The organism is Promineifilum sp. (SeqCode) (genome assembly GCF_041918635.1).
Classification (GTDB): domain Bacteria; phylum Chloroflexota; class Anaerolineae; order Promineifilales; family Promineifilaceae; genus Promineifilum.
Window position 1 is genome coordinate 1 of sequence record NZ_JAYRVJ010000070.1, and the last position, 20,377, is coordinate 20,377.

Sequence of the window (20,377 nt, forward strand, 5' to 3'; positions counted from 1 at the left end):
CACCCCCACGGCGGGCAACCCCTGCGCGCCGCCGGCCGGCCGCTGGCCGAAGCCGACAGCGCGCTGATCCTGCTGCACGGCCGGGGCGCGACGGCCGAGAGCATCCTCGACCTGGTCGACTACCTGCCGCGGCCAGGCATGACCTATCTCGCGCCACAGGCGGCGCAGCAAACGTGGTATCCCCTCAGCTTCCTGTCGCCGCTGGCGCAGAATGAGCCGTATCTGTCGTCGGCCCTATGGCGGGTGGGCGAGGTCATGGCCCAGGTGGAGGCGGCCGGCATCCCGGCTGAACGCACCTTCCTGGGCGGCTTCTCGCAGGGGGCGTGTCTGGCCGCCGAGTACGCGGCGCGCCACGCCCGGCGCTATGGCGGGCTGCTGCTGTTCAGCGGTGGGCTGATCGGCCCGCCGGGCGTGGCGCGCGACTATGCCGGCTCGCTGGCCGGAACGCCCGTCTTCCTGGGGTGCAGCGACGTAGACCCGCACATCCCGCTGGCCCGGGTGGAGGAGACGGCTGAGGTGTTGCGCCGGCTGGGCGCGATCGTGGACTTGCGCATCTACCCGCGCATGGGGCATACGATCAATCAGGATGAGATTGAGGGGGCGGGAGCAGTGGTCAGCAAGCAGTAAGCAGTGAGAAGTAAGCAGTAAGAAGTGGTCAGTGGTTACTATCGAGTAAAGACTCAATCGCCGTCGCCAGTCCGCCGGGGTGGGCGCCCTTGATGATGACCGTCTCCATGCCGCTGGCGGATAGTTCGCGCATTTCGGAGACGTGGTCGCTCAGGATGAGGCGGCGCGTCTGGGGCGAGAGGTGATGGAGGGCGGGCAGCAGTTCGGGCAGGCGGCCGTTCATCACGTTGCAGTCCAGCACCACCAGCGCCGGCCGGCGCTCGGCCACCCGTTCCAGCAAATCGGCCACGCCGCTGACGTGCTCTACCCGTTTGATCGGCGGCACGGAGAGCAGCAAGGCCCGCAACCCCATCGCCAGGCTGGCCGATCCCGTGATTAACAGCGCCACATCATGCCCAAAAAGTGCCATACCATCGCGCTCCTCACGCGGCAGTCTAGCACTTGCGCCAGAGAGAATCATGGGCTATCTGACCGTTTCCCGCCCTGGTTGTTGACAGGTCAATCAGACTACTACTAGGCAGTTTGTCGGGAGTAGGGGCGCACCTGCGTGTGCGCCCTGGGGCAGACACGCCGCGCCCTGGGGCAGACACACCGCGCCCTGGGGCAAACACACCGCGCCCTGGGGCAAACACACCGCGCCCTGGGGCCGATACACCGCGCCCTGGGGCAGACACACCGCGCCCTGGGGCAGACACACCGCGCCCTGGGGCCGATACACCGCGCCCTGGGGCCGATACACCGCGCCCTGGGGCCGATACACCGCGCCCTGGGGCAGACACGCAGGTCTGCCCCTACTAGATCGAATCCCCGGCGTCAGTCAGGGAAGCCAGCCCCTCGCGCAGGGCGTAGAGCGCGGCCTGGGTGCGGTTGGCGAGGTGGAGCTTGCTCAGGATGCTGCTGACGTGGCCGCGGGCGGTGCGCTCGCTGACGACGAGGGCGTTGGCGATGTCCTCATTCGAGAAGCCGCGGGCCACCAGCTTCAGCACGTCCAACTCGCGCTCGGTCAGGGGTTCGGGCGTGGGCGGCAGGGTAGTCGGCTGGCTGAGCTCCAGGATGAGCCGGCGGGCGATGCTGGGGTGTAGCGACGCCTCGCCGCGGCTGACGTCGCGAATGGCCCGGATCAGTTCCTCCGGCGACGAGTCCTTCAGCAGGTAGCCCAACGCGCCGGCCTTGATGGCCGGGAAGACCATGTCGTCTTCAGCGAACGAGGTCAGCACCAGGATGCGCGCGTTGGGGAACTCCGCCTTGATGGCCCCAATCGCCTCCAGCCCATCCATGCGCGGCATGACCATGTCCAGCAACAGCACGTCGGGGCGCAGCGAACGCATGGCCGCCACCGCCTGTTCGCCATCGGCCGCCTCGCCGACGATATCCAACCCTTTCTCCGTCCCGATGAGCGCGCGCAGCCCCTCGCGAACCACCGCGTGGTCGTCACAGATCACAATCCGAATTGTATTGTCCATTGCTGTTTCCCTTATTTATAGATCGAGCATCACCCGTACTGTCGCGCCCATGCCGGGGCGGGTGTCCAACTCGAACACGCCGCCCAGATTTTCCACCCGCTCACGCATACTGGCAAGCCCGATACCGCCCGAGGTGGCCGCCCGCTCCGGCTCAAAGCCCTGGCCGTTGTCAGATACCTCCAGCAGGGCCTGTTGCGGCGTAGTCTGTAAGCGCACCACGATCGACGACGCGCCGGCATGGTGCAGCGCGTTGTTGATCGCCTCCTCGGCGACCCGAAAGAGCTGCACCTGCACCTTGATGGGGATGTCCTGCTCCGCCTCGGCCAGCAGCGTCGTCTGTACCTCGCCGCGGTAGGCGATGGCGTCCAGCCGGACGCGCAACGCGCCGACCAGCCCCTCCTCCTCCAGCGCCGTCGGCTGTAGTTCGTAGACCAGCAGCCGCATCTCCTTGAGCGACCGCCGGGCCAGTTCGCCCAGCCGCAGGATGTACTCGTTGGTAGCCTCCACGTCGCCGAGCACCGCGCGCCGCCGCGCCGCCTCGGCCATCAACGACAGGCTGTAGAGCGATTGGGTCACGGCATCGTGGAGGTCGCGGGCCAGTCGTTGGCGCTCCTGGATGGCGGCCCGCGCCGTCGCCTCCTTGATCGCCACCTCGCGACTGATGTCCACCATCGCCCCGATCATACGTACCACCTGGCCGTTGTCGTCGCGCAGCACGTAGCCGCGGTCGAGCACCTGGGCATACTGGCCGTCAGCTTTAAGGAAGCGATACTGGGCCGTCCACATATCGCCGCCCCTCTCCAGCGCGTGCCGGATGCTCATCTGCACCGCCTCGCGGTCTTCAGGGTGAATGTGGTCGCGCCACCACTCCGGCGCGGGTCGAGGGCCTGCCCCATAGCCAAAGAGCGAACGAATGCCGCCCAGGTAGTTGATCGCGCCGCTGATGGTGTCATAGTCCCAGATGGCGTCGGTCATCACCTCGGCGATGACGCGCAGGTGGTTCTCGCTCTCTTCCAGGGCATGCCGCGTCGCCAATTTCTGGGTGATGTCCTCGATGATCGCCAGGCGCACGTCGCGGCCGTCCAGGCGCATGCCGTAGCTATTCACCGTCACGTCGGTGATCGCGCCGTCTTTCTTCTGGTGTTGCGACTGCGCGACGATCGCCTCATAGCGCGGCAGACCGGCGATTAGATCGCCAAAGTCCGCCTGTTGCTCGGGGGGGCGCAAGCTGAGGATGGACGCGCCGATCAGTTCGTCGAGGGAATAGCCGTAGTAGCGACAGGCGGCGGGGTTGGCGCTGAGAATCTCCAGCGTATCGGCGTCGTGGACGAAGAGGGGCAGCGGGATGCTCTCGAAGAACAGCCGGAAGCGCGCCTTGGACGACCGCAATGACTCCTGCGTCTGGTAATACCCGGTCAGGTCCTGGATGAACGTGATGATGTAGGCCCGGTTGTCCCACTGCTCGACCTGCAAGGCGCCGATAACGTCGCGGATGGAACCGTCGCGCGCCTGCAACTGGAAAGTCCGTTCGGTCACGCTGCTGCCGCGCCGCGCTTCGTCGATCAGCCCGGCGCGGTTTTCCTTGTCAATCCACACGAGGTCGGCCAGTCGCCGGCCGATCAGCTCGTCGCGGGAGTAACCGGTCAGCTGGACGTAGGCGTCGTTGGCGTCGACGCAGCAGCCCTCCTCCAGGTCGGTGATGGTCATCGCCACCGGACTGGCGTGGAAGATACGCGCAAAGAGGCTATTGGACTCAAACGGTGGGGGCTGCGTTGTCATGGGGCCATTGTCAGATGGGTGGGCGCTAAACCCCGACCGGCGCGCGGTCGCCGGCGATCACGCCGGTATCCGTCGCCGGCTCCAGCGGAACCCAGGCGCGCACCATCAACGGCGCGCCGGGCGCGTTATCGATATGAAGCTCACCGCCCAGCCGGCTCAGTCGCTTGCGCATGACGGCCAGTTCCGGCCCTTCGGCCGGCGCGCCGGCAAAGCCCACGCCATTATCGGCGATCGCCAGTTCGACGCCGGACGGCGACGTGTTGACGCGCACCGTCAGGGCCGAGGCCCGGCTGTGCTTGAGCGACAAGTTAAGCGCTTCCTCACCGACGCGAAAGAGCGTGTTGCGCACCGCGTTGGGGAGTAACTCGTCGCTGCCGGCGCGGAGCGTGACGCGAATGCCCGAGCGTTGTTCGACCGCCTCCAACCGGTGTTGCAGCGCGCCGGCCAGCCCCATCTCTTCGACCAGGGGCGGCCGTAGTTCGTAGACCAGCAGCCGCATCTCGCGCAGACATTGCTGCGACAGCTCGCCCAGCCGCTCGATCTGTTCCAGCACCGCGGCGTGATCGCCGGACTGGGCGCGGCGGCGGGCCACTTCGGCCAACAGGCTGACGCTGTAGAGCGATTGCGTCACCGAGTCGTGCAATTCGCGGGCCAGGCGTTCGCGTTCCTCCAGCGTGGCGCGGGTGGCGGCCTCGGCCACTTCCATCTGGGCGGTGATGTCCACCAGGGCGCCGACCAGGCGCGCCGGCTGGCCGTGCTCGTTGCGCGTCAGCCGGCCGCGCGTGAGCACGTTGGCGTAGGTCGTCCCGTCTGCCCGCAGCATGCGGTATTCGGTCGACCAGTAATCGAGACCCTCGGAAAAGGCATCCCTGAAGAACTGATCGACGCCGGCGCGATCGTCGGGGTGAATGCGTGTGAACCACCAGGTCAGCAATGCTTCCGCGGCCGGCGGCGCGCCAAACACCGTCCGAAACGCCTCGTTCAGCTCGTAATCGCCGGTGGTATAATCCAACTCCCAGATGCCGTCAGTGCTCAGGTGGGTGATGGTTTTGAGCTGTTGCGCCCGTTCGAAGAGGGCGCGCTCGGCGGCCGTCTGTTCCGTCACGTCGCGCAGCACGGCCAGGCGCACACGCCGGCCTTCCAGCTCGAAGGTGTAGCCGCTGATGCTCATGTCCATCGGCGTGCCGTCTTTCTTCTGGTGGCGCCAAACGCCGCTGTCCCCGGAGTTATGCCACAAATGGGGTAAATGGCTCTGTAGCGCTTCCCGGTCGGCCGGCGGGCGAATGTCCAGGATGGTCATCGAGAGCAGTTCGTCGATGGAGTAGCCGTAGGCGTGGGCGGCGGCCGGGTTGGCGTCCAGAATGCCCAGTGTCTCCAGATCAAAGACCCAGATGGGCAGCGGCACGTTGTCGAAGAAAACGCGAAAGCGCACCTCGGCGGCCATCAGTTCCGCCTGCGCCCGGTGGTGTTCGGTCAGGTCTTGCACGATGGCGATGGCGTACTGCTGGCCTTCGTGCTCCTCCAATTGGGCGGAAACGATGCCCTCGCGCACTTCGCCGGTGGGCCGCCGCAACAAGACGGGCGTGTTGACCAGCAGCCCGGCCCCGGTCAGCGAGTTGATGACCGGTTGCCGCTCCTGAGGGGTGATGATATTCAGGTCAACGGCGCGCCGGCCGATGAGTTCCTCGCGCGTATGGCCCACCATCGCGGCGAACGCCTGGTTGACGTCGACGTAGATGCCATCTGGCAGTAGGTTGACGGTCATGCCGACCGGACTGGCATGGAACACGCGCGAGAACAGCGTGCCGGGTGCGAACGTCGGAGGTATCATGAATTCTCACGCCGAGCGACAGTGTGTTACGGTCAATATTATACTCAGTTCTAGAACGGATGTGTAGAGGAATGTGGTGAAGCAGGGGAGCGGGGGAGCAGGGGGACAGGTCTAGAAGAATCTGCGGATGATTCTTCTAAACGCGGGCAATGGACTCGGCGGCCTCTTGCCAGTGGCGCGCCGCCCGGGCCAGGTTGGCCCGGTCCGGCGGCGTGGCCGGGCCTAACTCGTGGACGAGCATGCGCATCTGACGCAACGATTGGCGCGTCAGATCGCTCAGCCGGGTGATGTATTCGAGCGACTGCTGGTGCTCGTGGGCCAGCACGTGGCGGCGGGCGGTTTCGGCCATCAGGCTGGCGCTGTAGAGCAGTTGTGTCACCGAGTCGTGGAGGTCGCGGGCCAGACGCTGGCGTTCGGCCAGCGTGGCGCGGGTGGCGGCCTCGATCACCTGGAGCGGGGCGGTGATGTCCACCATGGCGCCGATGAAGCGGCTGGGGCGGCCGTCGGCGTCGCGGATGATGTGGCCGCGATCCAGGACGGTGGCATAGCGCCCGTCGGCGCGGCGGAAGCGGTATTCGGCCGTCCAGGAACTGTCGGACGAGGCCAGAGCGGCCTCGATGCCGGCATTCACGGCCTCGCGATCGGCCGGGTGAACGTGCTCGTACCACCACGTATGCGGCCGGTCGGCCTCTTCCACGAAGCCGAAAAGCGCCCCCAGGCCCGCGCTCCAGGCCACGGCATCGGTCGCCATGTCGCGGTCCCAGATAGCGTCGGTGGCGACCTCGGCGATGATGCGCAAACGTTCCTCGTCGGCGCGCAGTTGGGCTTCGGCCGCCTGTTGGGCCGTGGTGTCCTGGATCATCGACAGGAAGTAGCGCTGGCCCTGTATTTCTTCCAACTGGATCGAGCCGATGGCGACCCGCTGCCCGCCGTCGCGGGTGGTCAGCGTCAGCGGCACATCGCCCAGCCGGCCGGCGCGTTTCAGCACGCCGAGCACCAGGTTGCGCTCTTCCTCGTTGTCCAGACCGAGAAGCGGGGAGGGTTGGCCGATCAGCTCCGATGGCTCGTAGCCCAGCAGCCGCGCGAAGGCGTCGTTCACCTGCACGTAGCGCCCCTCGTCAATGGTCGTGATGACCATCCCCACCGCGCTGTTGTGAAAAACGCGGTCAAAGAGTGTGTCGTCTGAGAGAAGGTTCACCCGCATGGGTTCAGTCCAGCCGCCGATCGCCAGGTATGTTTGCATTTTACAAAGGCTTTCTCTGGAAACCATAGGTCAAATGTCGGGTTTGGCTTGCCGTTCCGGTCAGGTTGACACCCCCCCGCCCGATGTTACAATTCGTAGTGCGAGACCAACCAACATCATGGAACTGAAAGCGCGTTTGCGAGACGATTTGACGGCCGCGATGCGGAGCGGGGATGCCCAGCGCCGCGACGTATTGCGCATGGTGATGGCCGCCATCAAACAGGTGGAGGTCGATGGTCGGGTTTCGCTCGACGACGCCGGCGTGCAAGACGTGCTGCGCAAGGAACTGAAGCAGCACCAGGAAAGTATCGCCGACTATGGCCGGGCCGGCCGCCAGGCGGAGATTGACCGCGAGGTGGCCGAAGCCGCCATCATTGAATCGTACCTGCCGCAGATGATGCCGCGCGAGGAGATCGAACGCCTGGCCGCGGCGGCCATCGCCGAGCTGGGTGTCGTCGATGCCAAGGGCATGGGGCAGGTGATGAGCCGCCTGATGCCACAGGTGAAGGGGCGGGCCGATGGCCGGCTCGTCAATGACGTCGTTCGCGGCCTCTTGCAGTGAATCCCCCCGCGCGTGACACGTGCTTAGCATGAAACGTTCCCTGCTGGTGGAACAGGTTGACCGCTTCCGGCTGTGGGTCAGACGGCATGGTCTGTGGCTGTTCCTCATCGTCGTCACCGGCGGCATGACGCTCATCCTGGCCTACGACCTGCCCGGCGTGCGCGACCTCGACGTGACCGCCGGCCAACCCGCGCCGCGCGACGTGTTCGCCCCCCGCGGCCTGACCTTCACCAGCGAGCTGCTGACCACCCAGGCCCGCGAGGGGGCCGCCCGCGCCGTGGCCGACGTCTACACCCCGCTCGACCTGAGCATCGGCCGCGCCCAACTGGGCGAGGCGCGCAACGTCTTCGCCTACGTCGACACCGTCCGCGCCGATTCCAGCGCCTCCACCGAGCGCAAGCTGGAGTATCTGCGGGCCATCGAGGGGCTGGCTATCAGTGAGGAGGTGGCCGAGGGGCTGCTAAGCCTCAACGCCGCCGACTACGAGGAAGTGAAGGTCGAGGTGTTGGCGATCATCGAAGACCTGATGCGCGAGGAAATTCGCCCCATCCAGTTGGCCGAGTACCAGCGCACCGCCCAACGCCTGGCCAGCCTGGAACTGACGCCCTTGCAGACCGGCGTCGTCACCGAATTGGCCTACCAGTTCATCGTGCCCACTGTCTTTCCCGATGAGGAGACGACGGCCGCCGCGCGCGCGGCGGCGGCCGAGGCCGTCCAGCCGGTGACCCGCTCCGTAGTGCGCGACGAGCGCATCATCCGCGCCGGCGACATCGTGACGGAGGCCGATTTCGAGCTATTTGTCGAGTTGGGTCTGTTGCGCAGCGGCCCCAACTGGCGGCGCGCGGCCAGTATGGCGTTGGCCTCGCTCCTGGTCACGGTCACCATCGGGCTGTACTGGGCCCGCTTCCAGCGCGGGCAGTTTCCCAACGGCCGCTACCTGGGCGTGCTGGGCGGCTTCCTACTCATTTTCACCCTGACGGCCAAGATCATGATGGTCAGCGACACGCTGGCCTACTGGTATCCGCTGGCGGCGCTGTCGCTGGTGCTGGCCGTCGTCTATGACACGCGCTTCGCCATCCTGGTCACGGTGCTCATGGCCGGGCTGGCCGGTTTCATCAGCCCCAATTCGTTCGAGCGGGCGGCCTATTTGACGGCTGGCGGCCTGCTTAGCATCCTGACGCTGCGCGACGCGCAGCGCATCTCGGCCTTCTTCCGCGCCGGGCTAATCGCCGCGGTGGGGTACACGCTGATCATCGTGGCGCTGTGGCTGCTGGGCAACACGAACCCGGCGGAACTGGCGCGGCCGTCGGCCTTCGCTCTGGGCAACGGCATGCTGTCGTCGGCCCTGACGCTGGCCGGGTTCTACATCCTCGGCGGGCTGTTCGGCATCGTCACCATTTTGCAACTGCAAGACCTCTCCCGCCTCGACCACCCGCTGCTGCGCGAACTGCTGCGGCGCGCGCCGGGCACGTACCACCATAGTATCATGGTCGCCAACCTGGCCGAGCAGGCCGCCGAGCGGGTGGGGGCCAACAGCACGCTGGTGCGCGTCGGCGCGTTCTACCATGACGTGGGCAAGATGGTGCGCCCGCCCTTCTTCGTGGAGAACCAGGAGGGCGCGGACCCGCACGCCTCGCTGGACGCCTACACCAGCGCGCGCATCGTCATCAGCCACGTGCCCGATGGGCTGGCGCTGGCGCGCAAGTACCGGCTGCCGTTCCGCATCCAGGACATCATCGCCGAGCACCATGGCACGCGGCTGGTCAAGAGCTTCTACCGCAAGGCGCAGGAGGTGGCCGGCGAGGGGGGCGACGTGGATCAACGCGCCTTCCGCTATCCGGGGCCACGGCCCGGCTCGCGCGAGGCGGCCATCGTCATGCTGGCCGACGCCATCGACGCGACCTCCACCGCCGTGCGCCCCAACACCGAGCGGGCCATCGAGAAACTGGTCAACTCCATCGTCGAGGATGACGTCCTGGAGGGCCAGCTCAACCAGTCCGGCCTGAGCATGGGCGACATTGAGCAACTGCGCATCTCCTTCATCGAATCGCTCAAGGGGCGCTTCCACGTGCGCGTTCAGTACCCCGGCAACGAACTGTTGCTGGTGGAAAATCTGCCGGAGCTGGCGCTGCCCGCGCCTCCGGCGGCACTGCCGGAGGGGCTGCCCGCCAACGCCGGCGCTGCCCGGCCCGTCGCGGCCGCCGTGCCCGGCGAAGTCACTTAATCACCCACAACCTCCTGACCTATGGCCTACACCGTTGACGTACAAAGCACCAGCCGCTACCCCACACCGCTGGCCCGCGCCGTGGCCGCCGCCGCCAACGAGGCGCTAGCCCACCTGGGCGCGCCGGACGGGGCAGGATTGACCGTCCTGCTGACTGACGATGAATACGTGCGCCAGTTGAACCGCCAGTATCGCGGCGAAGACGCGGCCACCGACGTACTCAGCTTCCCGGCCGGCGAGGCCATGCCCGGCGGGGACGCCGCCTATCTGGGCGACATCGCCATTGCCGTGCCCACCGCCGAACGGCAGGCCGCGGCCAAGAGGCACACCCCCCTGGCCGAACTCCAACTGCTCGCCATTCACGGCGCGCTGCACCTGCTGGGGTACGACCACCTGGACGCCGCGCAGAAGGCGGCGATGTGGGCGGCCCAGGCGGCCATCCTGGCGAAACTCGGTCTGGCGGACATCCAGCCGACCGAAGATGCCCACGCGGAGGACGGCCATGGCGCTTAACACCAAGGGGCGCGAGGAGCTTCAGCGGCGCGCGCTCAGCTTTCGCTACGCGTTCGAGGGGTGGTGGTACGTCTTGCGGACGCAGCGCAACGCCTGGATTCACGCCGCGGTGAGCGTGGTCGTCTTCGCGCTGGCCTTTTGGCTGAAGCTCTCGCGGCTGGAGTGGGCCATCATCCTCGTCACGACGATGGCGGTGTGGATGGCCGAGTTCGCCAACACCGCGCTGGAGGCGGTGGTGGACATGGTGATGCCGGAGTATCACCCGCTGGCGAAGGTCGCCAAGGACGTGGCCGCGGCGGCCGTGCTCGTCGGGGCGATTGGGGCGGTGCTGATTGGGCTGCTGATCCTGGGGCCGCCGCTCTGGCAGCGGCTGTTCGGTTAAGCCACCGTAGCGCAGCCATTCCTGGCTGCGGGCGCTCAGTGCTATGGATGCTCAGTCAGGAATGACTGAGCTACACCCACTTTTGTAGCGCAACCATTCCTGGCTGCGGGCGCTCAGTGCTATGGATGCTCAGTCAGGAATGACTGAGCTACAACGGCAGCGACTCTATCGCGATCTCCCGCAGCCGCGGGTTGGCCGTGTCCCGCCCGGAGAGGATGGGCGCCGCCTCCGCCCGCCAGGGCACGGCCACGTCGGGGTCGTCCCAGGCCAGCCCGAATTCGTCCCGCCCGCCGTCGTAGTAGTGATCGACCACGTAGATGAGCGTCACGTCGGTCAGGGCCAGAAAGCCGTGGGCCACGCCCGACGGGATGTATAGCCCCCGGTTGTCGGCCGCGTCCAGGTCAATCGTCTCGGCGCGGCGGAAGCAGGGGGAAGAGCGGCGCAGGTCGGCCAGCCCCACCCGGATGCGCCCGGCCAGCAGATACCAGTAATCCACCTGCTCGAAGTGATAGTGCAGCCCGCGCAGCACGCCGGCTCGCGAATCGGATCGATTCATCTGCAACGCGGCCCAGGCGCGCTGTGGGAACCACTCGCGGCGAAACGTCTCGGTGAACCGCCCCCGCTCGTCGCCAAACGGCCGCAACTCCACCCCCAGCACGCCGGGAATCTGCGCGATTGGTGAAATCTGTGCCATAGTGCTCAGACCTGACAGGTGGGCGGCCAATAGCACTCTGACAGGAACGAAACCTGTGGCCGCCCACCTGTCAGGTCTTGATACGCTCAGGCCCTCACCAGGTTGCTGATGAAGAACCACAAGTTCGCCGGCCGCTCGGCCAACCGGCGCATGAAGTACGGGTACCACGCCGTGCCATAGGGCACGTAGACCCGCATCTGGTAGCCGTCGGCCACCAGCTCCTCCTGCAAGTCGCGCCGGATGCCGTAGAGCATCTGGAACTCGAAGGCATCGCGCGGGATGGCGCGCGTGGCGACGGTGCGCTTGATTTCGTCGATCATGCGCGGGTCGTGGGTGGCAAAGGCGGGGTAGACGCCGTTGGCCCGCGCCCGGTCGCTCAGCAGCAGGCGCGACAGGTTGAGGTAGTTGGCGTCCACGTCCGCCTTGTGGGGATAGGCCACCTCAGCCGGCTCGGCGTAGGCCCCCTTACACAGCCGCACCCGCGCCCCGTCGGCGATCAGCCGTTCGATGTCGTCCTCGCTGCGGTAGAGATAAGACTGGATGACGACGCCGACGTTGTCCAGGCCGGCGTCGTAGCGCAGCCGGCGGTACATCGCCAGCGTCGCGTCGGTGGTCGGACTGTCTTCCATATCGACGCGGATGAAGTTGCCGACCTGATTGGCCCGCTCCACCAGCGTGCAGAGCGTGTTCAGGGCCAACTCGGGATCGACCTTCAGCCCCAGTTGGGTCGGCTTGACCGACACGTTGGCGCGCAAGCCATGGCGGTTGATGTCATCCAGCAGGCGCAGAATCTCGTCGCGGGCCTCCAGCGCCTCTTCCTCGCAGGTGCAACTCTCGCCCAGGTAGTCGAGCGTGACCAACAGGCCCCGCTCGTTCATGGCGCGGGTAGTGGCGACGGCCGCCTCGCGATCCGTGCCAGCCACGAAGCGCGAAGCCACCCGCCACGACACGCTCCACCCGCTGACGATCCGGCGCGCCCAAGCGGCGTGGGCCAGATAGCTCAGCAGCCGGCGCAGCCACGTCTGGCCGTGGCGGAACAGCAGGAAGCCGGTGACGGTCAGGATAAGCAGGGGAAGGATCAGCGGTGGTCGGGAGCGGGTGGGGGGAGTGGGCTTGTCCATGCCGTTCATTTTATCTTGCTCGTGGCATAATGCTAGTGGCAGGTGACAGGTAGCAGGGGGGCAGGGGGGCGGGGAGATCGGAGTCCGCATCCTCAGATGCGGGGGGCGGGCTTTCTTGCCGCGTAAGCGCGGCGGGAATGGTTGTCGGGTATAATGGTCTTAGCTATGACCGATGAACCGCAACTATCCGCGTCCGAGGCGGCCGATGAGCCGCCTCAGCCCGACCCCCTGCGCAGCGTCTACACCAACACGCTGGGCGACATTCTGAAGCAGACCGGGGTCAGCCTGGCCGTCAGCACCTATCAAGCGGGCAAGGTCATCCTGGTGCGCTACGACCCGGAGACGCAGACGGTCAACACCCACTTCCGCGCCTTCGGCAAGCCGATGGGCATCGCCGCCGACGCCACGCGGCTGGCCGTCGGCGGCGTCAACACCGTCTGGTACTACCGCAACATGCCGGCCGTGGCCCGCAAGCTGGAGCCGCCCGGCAAGCACGACGCCGCTTACCTGCCGCGCCGCATCCACGTGACGGGCGACATCGACATCCACGAGATGGCCTGGGATGCCGATGGCGAACTGTGGCTGGTCAACACCCGCTTCGGCTGCCTGTGCACGCTGGACGCCGACCACAGTTTCCACCCGCGCTGGCGGCCCCCCTTCCTGAGCGCCCTGGCCCCCGAAGACCGCTGCCACCTGAACGGGCTGGCGATGCTGGACGGCCGGCCCCAATTCGTGACCGCGCTGGGCGAGACAGACACGCCCGGCGGCTGGCGGGCCGACAAGGCGCGCGGCGGCCTGCTGATGGAGGTTCCCACGCGGCGCGCTCTGTTGCGCGGCCTGTCCATGCCCCACTCGCCGCGCTGGTATCAGAACCGGCTGTGGTTCCTGGAGTCGGGCGAGGGCAGTCTGGCGCTGGCCAACCCGCGGGCCGGCACGTGGCAGACGGTGGCGAAACTGCCCGGCTTCACCCGCGGTCTGGACTTCCTCGGCCCGCTGGCCTTCATTGGCCTGTCGCAGGTGCGCGAGAGCGCCACGTTCAGCGGCATCCCCCTGGTGGAGCGGCTGACGGAGCGGACGTGCGGCGTGTGGGTGGTGGACATCCGCGACGGCCGGGTGCTGGGCTTTCTGCGCTTCGAGGAGGGGGTGCAGGAAATCTTCGCCGTCAGCGTGCTGCCGGGGGCGCGCTTCCCCGAGCTGCTGGAGTGGACGGACGAACGGCTGAAGCACAGCTACGTGCTGCCGGATGAGGCGCTGGCGGCCGTGCCGGACGCACTACGAGAGTAATTGTAGCGCGGGATGGTATCCCGCATCTTCGCGCCGGCGGATGCGGGATACCATCCCGCGCTACAATTACTCGCGCAAATCCGCGCTCAAATAGACCTCTCCCTCCATCACGCGATGAATCCCCTCGCTGACGGCCAGCGGGTCTTCTTTGGTGATGAACCCCCGCGCCCCGACTTCAAAGGCGCGCCGCACGTAACTCAGCTCGCGGTGCGCCGACAGGACGACGCAGGGCAGCTCGGGATACATCTCCCGCACGCGGGCGATGAGGTCGATGCCGTTCATGCCGGGCAGGGCCAGGTCAACGAGCATCAAGTCCACTTTCAAGTTGGGCAACTGTTCCAGCGCCTGTTCGGCGGTCTGGGCCGACGCCGAGAGCGAGATGTCGCCAAATGTCTCCAACAGGCCGCCGATGGCGTCGGCGACGTAGGCATGGTCTTCGACCAGCAGCACTGAGATCATGGTGATGCCTATTCCTTCGGTTTTTCCAGTACGTGGGTAAGGGGCAGGACGATGCGCACGTTCGTACCCGCGCCCGTCCGAGACTGGATTTCCAGGTCACCATTGTACAACGACAAGCGCTGTCGCAACAGGATCAAACCCGTGCCCGTTGGGCCGGACGGCCGGGTAAACAGGCGCTCCACGTCGAAGCCGTCGCCGTCATCGCGCACGTCGATGGTCAGTAGGTCTGACTGTTGCTGCAACTTGACGGTGACCGTCGACGTGTTGGCGTGTTTGACCACGTTGAAGAGCAACTCGCGCACCATCTGGAACAGCAGCAGGCGTACGCCCTCCTCCAACCGCCGCCACTCGCCGATGAGGCGCACGGCGACTTCCAGGCCATACTGATCGCGCATTTGCCGGGCGAGCCAGTTAAGCGTGTCCACCAGCCCCTCGCCCCGCAAGATGGGTGGGCTGAGGTCGACCGAGACGTGCCGGGCGATGTCGATGCAGGTGCGCAGCAACTCCTGGATGCGGCCGAACTGCGCGGTCGCCGCGCTCGCGTTGCCCTGGCTGACCTCGCCTTGCAGGCCGGCGAGTTGGATTTGAGCCGCGTAGAGCGCCTGTTGTAAGTTGTCATGCAGCACGGCGGCGATGCGCTGGCGCTCCGCCTGCTCGCTCAGCGACAACTGTGAGGCCAACTCGCGCACCTGGCGCTCGGCCTCCTTCTGGGCGGTGATGTCGATGAACGTGCCCAGCAGACACGCTTCGCCCTCCACCTCGATAGGCTCCACGGATAGCAAGACCGCCCCGCGCCCCTCGGGCGTGTCGTATTCATACTCCAGCGCCTGGATGCGCCCCTCTTGCGCCGCCTGCGCCAGAATGGCCTCGATGGCCTGGCCCCCGGCTGGTTGGCCGACGAGTTGCTCGCGCGCCACGCCGATGAACGCCAGCGCGGCCGGATTGGCGTCCACGAAGACGCGGCGCGACGGGCTGAAGATGACGCTGGGGGCTGGGTTGGATTCGAAGAAGGTGCGGAAGCGGTCGCGGGCGGCGCTCAGCCGGCCGGCGCTTTCTTCCAGGTCTTCGGTGCGCTCGCGCACTTGCTGTTCGAGCGACGTGTTGAGCCGGTTCAGCGCCTTCTCGTCCCGCCGGCGATCCGTCACGTCGAGCAGCGTGCCGGTGATGAGCGGCGCGTCCCCGTTGACCCCGCGGCGGATGGAACCCGTGGCGTGGACGGCGCGAATCTCGCCATCCCTGCGGATGAGGCGGTACTCGGTATCCTGAACGCGTCCCTCGCCCAGGTCGGTCTCGAATGCGGCCCGCACGCGGGCCAGGTCGTCGGGGTGGACCAGGGCCAGGAACGTGTCGAGGGTCAGCGGCTCGTCCGGCCCGAAGCCGCAGATGGCGCGGGCGCGCTCGTCCTGCTCCAGCTCGCCCGTCGCCAGGTGGATGACTCCCCAGCCCATGTCGGCCGAAGTCAACGCCAGGTGCAGAGAGTCGCGCAACTCGGCCGCCTCCTGGTTGGCCGCCTTCAATTGGCTGACGTCAACGAAGGTGAGGACGACGCCCTCGATGCGGTCATCAATCGTCCGGTAGGGGCGCAGTTGGGCCTGGTACCACGCTCCATCGACGCTGCGCAGTTCGCGCCGGATGGATGCCAGCGAGCGCAATACCTGGTGGGCGTCCTCGCTCAGTGTCGGATACTCCAACCGGTGGGTCAGATGATCGATGAGCCGCCCCCGGTCGGCGGGCATGATGTTGAACAGCCGCTCGGCCGAGGGCGTATAGCGCTTGACGCGCAACTCGCGGTCCAGAAACAGTGTAGTGATCTCCGTCGACGTCATCAAGTTCTGGAGGTCGCTGTTGGCGCGCGAGACCTCCTCGATCTTGGTCTTCAACTCGTTGTTGAGCGTCTCTAGCTCCTCATTGACCGACTGGAGTTCTTCCTTGCTCGTCTCCAGCTCCTCGGTCGTCGAGCGGTACTCTTCGTTGATCGATTGCAGTTCTTCGTTGGCCGCTTTTAACTCCTCGTTGGAGGTCTCGTACGCCTCGACCGTGGCCTGCAACCGCTCGCGCAGATAGCGAACCTCGTCCGCCAATTGCTGAGCGGCGCTGGCCGACCGGTCGGCCGGTTCCGTCTCCTCTGTCTTGGGCATGGCGGCGAAGCGCTGGTCTTCCATGAACAGCACCAGGGCGAACGGCTGCTCGCCGGGCGCGCGGCGCGGCCAGACGGCGACGTAGACGCGTTGATCCTGGCCGTCTGTGTTGATGATGACGGGCGAGGTGACGACGGACAACCCCTGATTGAACGCCTGGAAGAGGGCCGAGCGCAATTCGATTTGTAGTTCGCTGCGTACCAGGCGAATGAGGTTGCTGGTCGGCGGGCCATCAGGGTGCCGCAAATAGCGTCCGGCGGCGCCGGTCAGGTGAACGATGTTGGACTCGTCGTCGATGAGGATCGTCGGCGGGCCGTCCTCCTCAAAGGCGCGCTGGAGGACGCCTGGCGCGCCGCTCGGGGTCAGTAAGGGACTTGACTCCTTCACAGGCGCCGGCCGCTGCGTGTCGGCGCGCGACGACATGAGCGGCAGATGGGGCAAGGTGTGTGCCTGGCCCGTCCACTCGCGCGCCTGGTAGAGGCGGTGGCGCTTGTCGATGGTCTGGAACAGGTCGGCGGCGCTGTCGGCCGTCTCGGAACTGCCCAGGAACAAGAAGCCGTCCGGCCGCAGGGCGTAGTAGAAGATCTCGAACAGGTTGTCCTGCAATGGCCGCTGCAAGTAGATGAGCAAGTTGCGACAGACGATCAGATCGAGGCGCGAGAAGGGCGGGTCGCGCAGCGCGCTGTGGGCGGCGAAGAGCACCAGGTCGCGCACCTCGCGCCGCACGCGATAGTAGGCCCCCTCCTGGGTGAAGTAGCGTTGCAAGCGCTCCGGCGAGACGTCGGCGCTGATGGCTTCCGGGTAGAGGCCCTCGCGCGCCCTAGCCAGCGCCACATCTTCCAGATCGGTGGCGAAGACCTGGAGCTTGGGCCGCTCATCCAGCCGGGCGGCGTGTTCCAGCAACAAGATCGCCAATGAGTACGCCTCTTCACCCGTGGAGCAACCGACCGACCAGACCCGGATGGTCGCGCCGCCACCCTTGCCGTCGAAGAGTCGCGGGATGACGCCTTCTTCAAGTCTGCGCCACGATTCTGCGTCGCGGAAGAAGTTGGTGACGCCGATTAGCAGGTCGCTGAACAGGGCTGGCGCCTCATTGGCGTTCTGGCGCAGATAGTGAAGATAGCCGTCCAGCGTCTCGTAGCCGTTCAATTGCATTCGTCGCTGGATGCGGCGCAGGACGGTGGACTGCTTGTAATGGCGAAAGTCGTGGTTGGTGCGCGCCTGGAGCAGGGTCAGAATGCGCTGCAAGAGGTCGTGCTGTTCGGACGACAGGTGCAGTGGATCGGTGGGCACGTAGATGCGGCGGCGGCTGATCTCCACCAGCTTGGCCGCCAGGTCGCGCACCGGCAGCACCACGTCGGCCAGGCCGGTGGCGATGGCCGCCTGGGGCATGCTGTCATAGGCGGCCTCGCGCGGGTCCTGAACCATCAACAGGCCGCCGGCCTCCTTGACCGAGCGCGCCCCCAGCGCGCCGTCGCTGCCGCCGCCGGTCAGGATGACGGCCACTGATTCGGCGTGAACGGCCGCCAGCGAGCGGAAAAAGATATCGATCGGCGATCGCCCACCGCGCGGCTCTTCAAATGCGCCGGTGTTGAGGTGCGTGTCGCTCATCACCAGTTGCCGGTTGGGCGGGGTGACGTAGACGTGGTTCGGGTGGATGGGCAGCGCTTCTTCCGACACCTGGATGACCGGCATCGACGTGTGTCGCTGCAACAGTTCATCCATCAGGCTTTTGTGGTCGGGCGAGAGGTGCGTGACGACGACGAAGGCCATGCCCGTATCGGGCGGCATGACTTCGAAAAAAGCCGACAACGCCTCCAGCCCGCCGGCCGACGCGCCGAGGCCGACGACGACCGGACGGAGCGTCTTCTGATCCTCCGGGATGACCTCGCTGTCGAGGTCGCCGGGCAGCAGGGCGTCAACCCGTTCGCCGTCCGTCTTCTCGGTCACTTCGACGTTGGGTTCGCCGTCGTCCGCGTTCTGCGTCGGGTTTTCGTCGTTCATGGCGCTCCCCGCTACCTCTTAATAGAAGCCCCGCGCGGCTGATAAGGAACTCGTTACGTTGTGGCTGCGTTCAGCACGCCATCATTATAGCTCACCGGCAACAGACCTGACAGGTGTATGGCCGCCCACCTGTCAGGTCTATGGAAAATGGGGTATAGTATGGTTAAGCGTTCCGCCGGCGGTCGTTCCGGGGCCGGCGGACGGGAGGCAGGCCATGCTTCGCTCAATGTACCACCTGTATTCGCGCGCCGGACGGCAAGGGAGCGCAGCGCGTGTCACACTACTCATCATCCTGGGCGCGGCGCTCGCGTTGCCCGGTCTGGGCCTGAGTCTGACCGACGCCATCGCCGTCACCGCCGGCGAGGTCGCCATCGAGGCCGACGGCCAATGCGCCCTCATCGAGGCCATCGAGAACGCCAACGACACCACCAACGGCCAGCCCCACGCCGACTGCGCCGCGGGCAACCCGACCGGCGCCGACGTCATCACCCTCCCGGCCGGCAGCATCTTCCGCCTGGCGAACGTCTTCAAAGAGACGGAGTTCGGCCCCAACGGGCTGCCCTGGATCAGCACCGCTATCACCCTAAACGGCAACGGCGCGACGATCCTGCGTCAGGGTTCCGGGCCGGAGATGCGCGTCCTGGCCGTCGGCGCGAAGGGCGACCTGACGCTCAACAACGTCACCGTTCAGGGCGGCTGGGTGTCGGCCTTTGGCGGTGACGGCATCTTCAACCAGGGCAAGCTCACTGTCCGGGATAGCCGGATCGTCAGCAATAATGGCGAGGGGATTCAAAACATCGGCGAGAGCACCCGCGACGCCGCCCTGACCATCATCAGCAGTACGCTCAGTTACAACGCGGCCTACGCCGTCCGAACCCGCTATGGGCAGGCGCAGATCGTCAACAGCACGCTCAGCGGCAACGGCGGCGGCGTGCTCAACGACCGTGACAGCGTGATGACCCTCACGAATAGCACACTGACCCGCAACAGCGTCGCCAATCAGGGCGGCGGCGTCAACAACTTTCGGGGCGTGGTCATCCTGGAGCGGTCGCTGATCAGCGGCAACAGCGCGCCTGTGGGCGCGGAGGTTCACAACAGCAACGGGGTGATCAGCGCCGCGGCCGGCAACGTGCTCGGCCACGCGGGGCTGACTACCGCCCAGGCCTACAACGACTTCACGCCGTCGGCCGACGACTATAATGCCGCCGCCGACGCGCGCAACACGGCGCTGGATGCCATCCTCAGCCCGACGTTGGCCGACAATGGCGGGCCGACCGCCACTCACAGCCTGCCGCCCGGCAGCCCGGCCATCGACCGCGCGTCCAGCGGCGATTGCGTCGCCGCGCCGGTGAGCGGCAAAGACCAGCGCGGCCTGCCCCGCAACCGCGACGGTGACAACAAGGCGTCGGGCAATGAGTGCGACGCGGGCGCGGTGGAGGCGCAGAGCGCGCCGACGCCCACGCCGACGCCCACGGCCACCCCCAGGCCCAACACGTGGACGGCCCGTCTGCCGTTCGTGACCTACACCAAACCGCCGTTCGTCGGGCCGTTCGAGGTCGAGCCGAACAACAGCGGCGATCAGGCCAACGGCTCGATCCTGCCCGGCCGGGCCTACTTCGGCCGGCCCAACGACAACAATGACTTCTACTATGTGGATTTGAGTTTCACGTCGGACCTGACGGTGAGCATGAGTAACCAGACGGGTCTTGCGCCGCAGTTGCAGGTCTTTTTCAATGTGGCGAATGCCGACCATCGGGTAGGATATGACACGTTGCCGCCCTTCGGCATCACGTTGGAAAACCAACCGCCCGGCCGCTATTACATCTTCGTCTACACCGCCGGCCTGTTCAACGAGACCAGCGCCTACACGCTCCTGATGACGGCCAAGCCGGCGGAACCCTAGAAGAAGAGGAACACGGAGAGACACGGAGATCACACAGAGTTTCATAGAGAGAAGCTTTTCTTCCCCTGTGTCTCTCTGTGTCCGAACTCAGTGGAACTCTGTGTCCCTCTTAGGGAGAAGAGTAACCCAGAGGGACACGGAGATCACACA

Annotated in this window: 16 protein-coding genes; 7 read left to right on the forward strand and 9 right to left on the reverse strand. The window is 66.4% G+C overall.

The window, feature by feature from the left end; genetic code table 11:
- Positions 1–627, forward strand: a 627-nt coding sequence (locus ACE3UY_RS02150) for an alpha/beta hydrolase (protein WP_374685905.1), incomplete at its 5' end; no start/stop codon positions are given.
- 28 nt (positions 628–655) lie between these two features.
- On the opposite strand, the gene ACE3UY_RS02155 is transcribed toward ACE3UY_RS02150, so the two are convergent.
- The 5 genes from ACE3UY_RS02155 to ACE3UY_RS02175 form a co-directional block, all read right to left on the reverse strand.
- On the reverse strand, positions 656–1,036 hold the full coding sequence (locus tag ACE3UY_RS02155) for a hypothetical protein (protein WP_374685906.1): 381 nt from the start codon (positions 1,034–1,036) through the stop codon (positions 656–658).
- 385 nt (positions 1,037–1,421) lie between these two features.
- Entirely contained in the window at positions 1,422–2,090 is a 669-nt protein-coding gene (locus ACE3UY_RS02160) for a response regulator (protein WP_374685907.1), read from the reverse strand.
- A 15-nt stretch (positions 2,091–2,105) separates the two neighbouring features.
- Positions 2,106–3,869, reverse strand: coding sequence for a PAS domain S-box protein (locus tag ACE3UY_RS02165; RefSeq protein WP_374685908.1), 1,764 nt, complete (start codon positions 3,867–3,869; stop codon positions 2,106–2,108).
- 25 nt (positions 3,870–3,894) lie between these two features.
- Positions 3,895–5,700, reverse strand: a complete 1,806-nt coding sequence (locus ACE3UY_RS02170) for a PAS domain S-box protein (protein WP_374685909.1) — start codon at positions 5,698–5,700, stop codon at positions 3,895–3,897.
- A 136-nt stretch (positions 5,701–5,836) separates the two neighbouring features.
- Positions 5,837–6,943, reverse strand: coding sequence for a PAS domain S-box protein (locus ACE3UY_RS02175; RefSeq protein ID WP_374685910.1), 1,107 nt, complete (start codon positions 6,941–6,943; stop codon positions 5,837–5,839).
- Between the two features lie 118 nt (positions 6,944–7,061).
- Here ACE3UY_RS02175 and ACE3UY_RS02180 point away from each other — a divergent pair, with 118 nt between their 5' ends.
- From ACE3UY_RS02180 to ACE3UY_RS02195, 4 genes are read left to right on the forward strand one after another with little or no spacing between them, the layout of a single operon-like run.
- Positions 7,062–7,505 (forward strand): GatB/YqeY domain-containing protein, encoded by a 444-nt coding sequence (locus tag ACE3UY_RS02180; RefSeq protein WP_374685911.1) that lies wholly within the window; start codon positions 7,062–7,064, stop codon positions 7,503–7,505.
- 28 nt (positions 7,506–7,533) lie between these two features.
- Positions 7,534–9,729 carry an HD family phosphohydrolase gene (locus ACE3UY_RS02185; RefSeq protein ID WP_374685912.1) on the forward strand — a complete coding sequence of 732 codons (2,196 nt, stop codon included), beginning with the start codon at positions 7,534–7,536 and terminating at the stop codon, positions 9,727–9,729.
- A gap of 21 nt (positions 9,730–9,750) precedes the next feature.
- The gene (ybeY, locus tag ACE3UY_RS02190; RefSeq protein ID WP_374685913.1) at positions 9,751–10,242 is read left to right on the forward strand and encodes an rRNA maturation RNase YbeY; all 492 of its coding nucleotides are present in this window, start codon (positions 9,751–9,753) and stop codon (positions 10,240–10,242) included.
- Complete coding sequence (locus ACE3UY_RS02195; protein ID WP_374685914.1) at positions 10,232–10,624, forward strand: diacylglycerol kinase family protein; 393 nt, start codon at positions 10,232–10,234, stop codon at positions 10,622–10,624. Before ybeY ends, ACE3UY_RS02195 begins: the two co-directional genes overlap by 11 nt.
- Before the next feature lie 148 nt (positions 10,625–10,772).
- Here ACE3UY_RS02195 and ACE3UY_RS02200 read toward each other — a convergent pair whose 3' ends face one another.
- Positions 10,773–11,318 carry a dTDP-4-dehydrorhamnose 3,5-epimerase family protein gene (locus ACE3UY_RS02200; RefSeq protein ID WP_374685915.1) on the reverse strand — a complete coding sequence of 182 codons (546 nt, stop codon included), beginning with the start codon at positions 11,316–11,318 and terminating at the stop codon, positions 10,773–10,775.
- Positions 11,319–11,404: 86 nt separating this feature from the next.
- Positions 11,405–12,448, reverse strand: a complete 1,044-nt coding sequence (locus tag ACE3UY_RS02205) for a proline dehydrogenase family protein (RefSeq protein ID WP_374685916.1) — start codon at positions 12,446–12,448, stop codon at positions 11,405–11,407.
- 156 nt (positions 12,449–12,604) lie between these two features.
- Here ACE3UY_RS02205 and ACE3UY_RS02210 point away from each other — a divergent pair, with 156 nt between their 5' ends.
- Positions 12,605–13,723 carry a TIGR03032 family protein gene (locus ACE3UY_RS02210; RefSeq protein ID WP_374685917.1) on the forward strand — a complete coding sequence of 373 codons (1,119 nt, stop codon included), beginning with the start codon at positions 12,605–12,607 and terminating at the stop codon, positions 13,721–13,723.
- A gap of 66 nt (positions 13,724–13,789) precedes the next feature.
- On the opposite strand, the gene ACE3UY_RS02215 is transcribed toward ACE3UY_RS02210, so the two are convergent.
- Together ACE3UY_RS02215 and ACE3UY_RS02220 are read right to left on the reverse strand one after the other, a co-directional pair.
- Complete coding sequence (locus ACE3UY_RS02215; RefSeq protein ID WP_374685918.1) at positions 13,790–14,182, reverse strand: response regulator transcription factor; 393 nt, start codon at positions 14,180–14,182, stop codon at positions 13,790–13,792.
- Between the two features lie 8 nt (positions 14,183–14,190).
- A complete protein-coding gene (locus tag ACE3UY_RS02220) occupies positions 14,191–18,324 on the reverse strand; it encodes a chemotaxis protein CheB (RefSeq protein WP_374685919.1) in 4,134 nt (1,377 codons plus the stop codon).
- Positions 18,325–18,538: 214 nt separating this feature from the next.
- Between ACE3UY_RS02220 and ACE3UY_RS02225 the strand changes: the two genes are divergently transcribed.
- Positions 18,539–20,227 carry a choice-of-anchor Q domain-containing protein gene (locus ACE3UY_RS02225; protein WP_374685920.1) on the forward strand — a complete coding sequence of 563 codons (1,689 nt, stop codon included), beginning with the start codon at positions 18,539–18,541 and terminating at the stop codon, positions 20,225–20,227.
- The last annotated feature ends 150 nt before the right edge of the window (positions 20,228–20,377 follow it).

Coding starts and splice junctions, on each gene's coding strand:
- ACE3UY_RS02210 (WP_374685917.1), top strand. CDS start 12,605: ATGACCGATGAACCGCAACTATCCGCGTCCGAGGCGGCCGATGAGCCG.
- ACE3UY_RS02155 (WP_374685906.1), bottom strand. CDS start 1,036: ATGGCACTTTTTGGGCATGATGTGGCGCTGTTAATCACGGGATCGGCC.
- ACE3UY_RS02220 (WP_374685919.1), bottom strand. CDS start 18,324: ATGAACGACGAAAACCCGACGCAGAACGCGGACGACGGCGAACCCAAC.
- ACE3UY_RS02215 (WP_374685918.1), bottom strand. CDS start 14,182: ATGATCTCAGTGCTGCTGGTCGAAGACCATGCCTACGTCGCCGACGCC.
- ACE3UY_RS02165 (WP_374685908.1), bottom strand. CDS start 3,869: ATGACAACGCAGCCCCCACCGTTTGAGTCCAATAGCCTCTTTGCGCGT.
- ACE3UY_RS02205 (WP_374685916.1), bottom strand. CDS start 12,448: ATGAACGGCATGGACAAGCCCACTCCCCCCACCCGCTCCCGACCACCG.
- ACE3UY_RS02195 (WP_374685914.1), top strand. CDS start 10,232: ATGGCGCTTAACACCAAGGGGCGCGAGGAGCTTCAGCGGCGCGCGCTC.
- ACE3UY_RS02180 (WP_374685911.1), top strand. CDS start 7,062: ATGGAACTGAAAGCGCGTTTGCGAGACGATTTGACGGCCGCGATGCGG.
- ACE3UY_RS02175 (WP_374685910.1), bottom strand. CDS start 6,943: ATGCAAACATACCTGGCGATCGGCGGCTGGACTGAACCCATGCGGGTG.
- ACE3UY_RS02185 (WP_374685912.1), top strand. CDS start 7,534: ATGAAACGTTCCCTGCTGGTGGAACAGGTTGACCGCTTCCGGCTGTGG.
- ACE3UY_RS02225 (WP_374685920.1), top strand. CDS start 18,539: ATGCTTCGCTCAATGTACCACCTGTATTCGCGCGCCGGACGGCAAGGG.
- ACE3UY_RS02200 (WP_374685915.1), bottom strand. CDS start 11,318: ATGGCACAGATTTCACCAATCGCGCAGATTCCCGGCGTGCTGGGGGTG.
- ybeY (WP_374685913.1), top strand. CDS start 9,751: ATGGCCTACACCGTTGACGTACAAAGCACCAGCCGCTACCCCACACCG.
- ACE3UY_RS02170 (WP_374685909.1), bottom strand. CDS start 5,700: ATGATACCTCCGACGTTCGCACCCGGCACGCTGTTCTCGCGCGTGTTC.
- ACE3UY_RS02160 (WP_374685907.1), bottom strand. CDS start 2,090: ATGGACAATACAATTCGGATTGTGATCTGTGACGACCACGCGGTGGTT.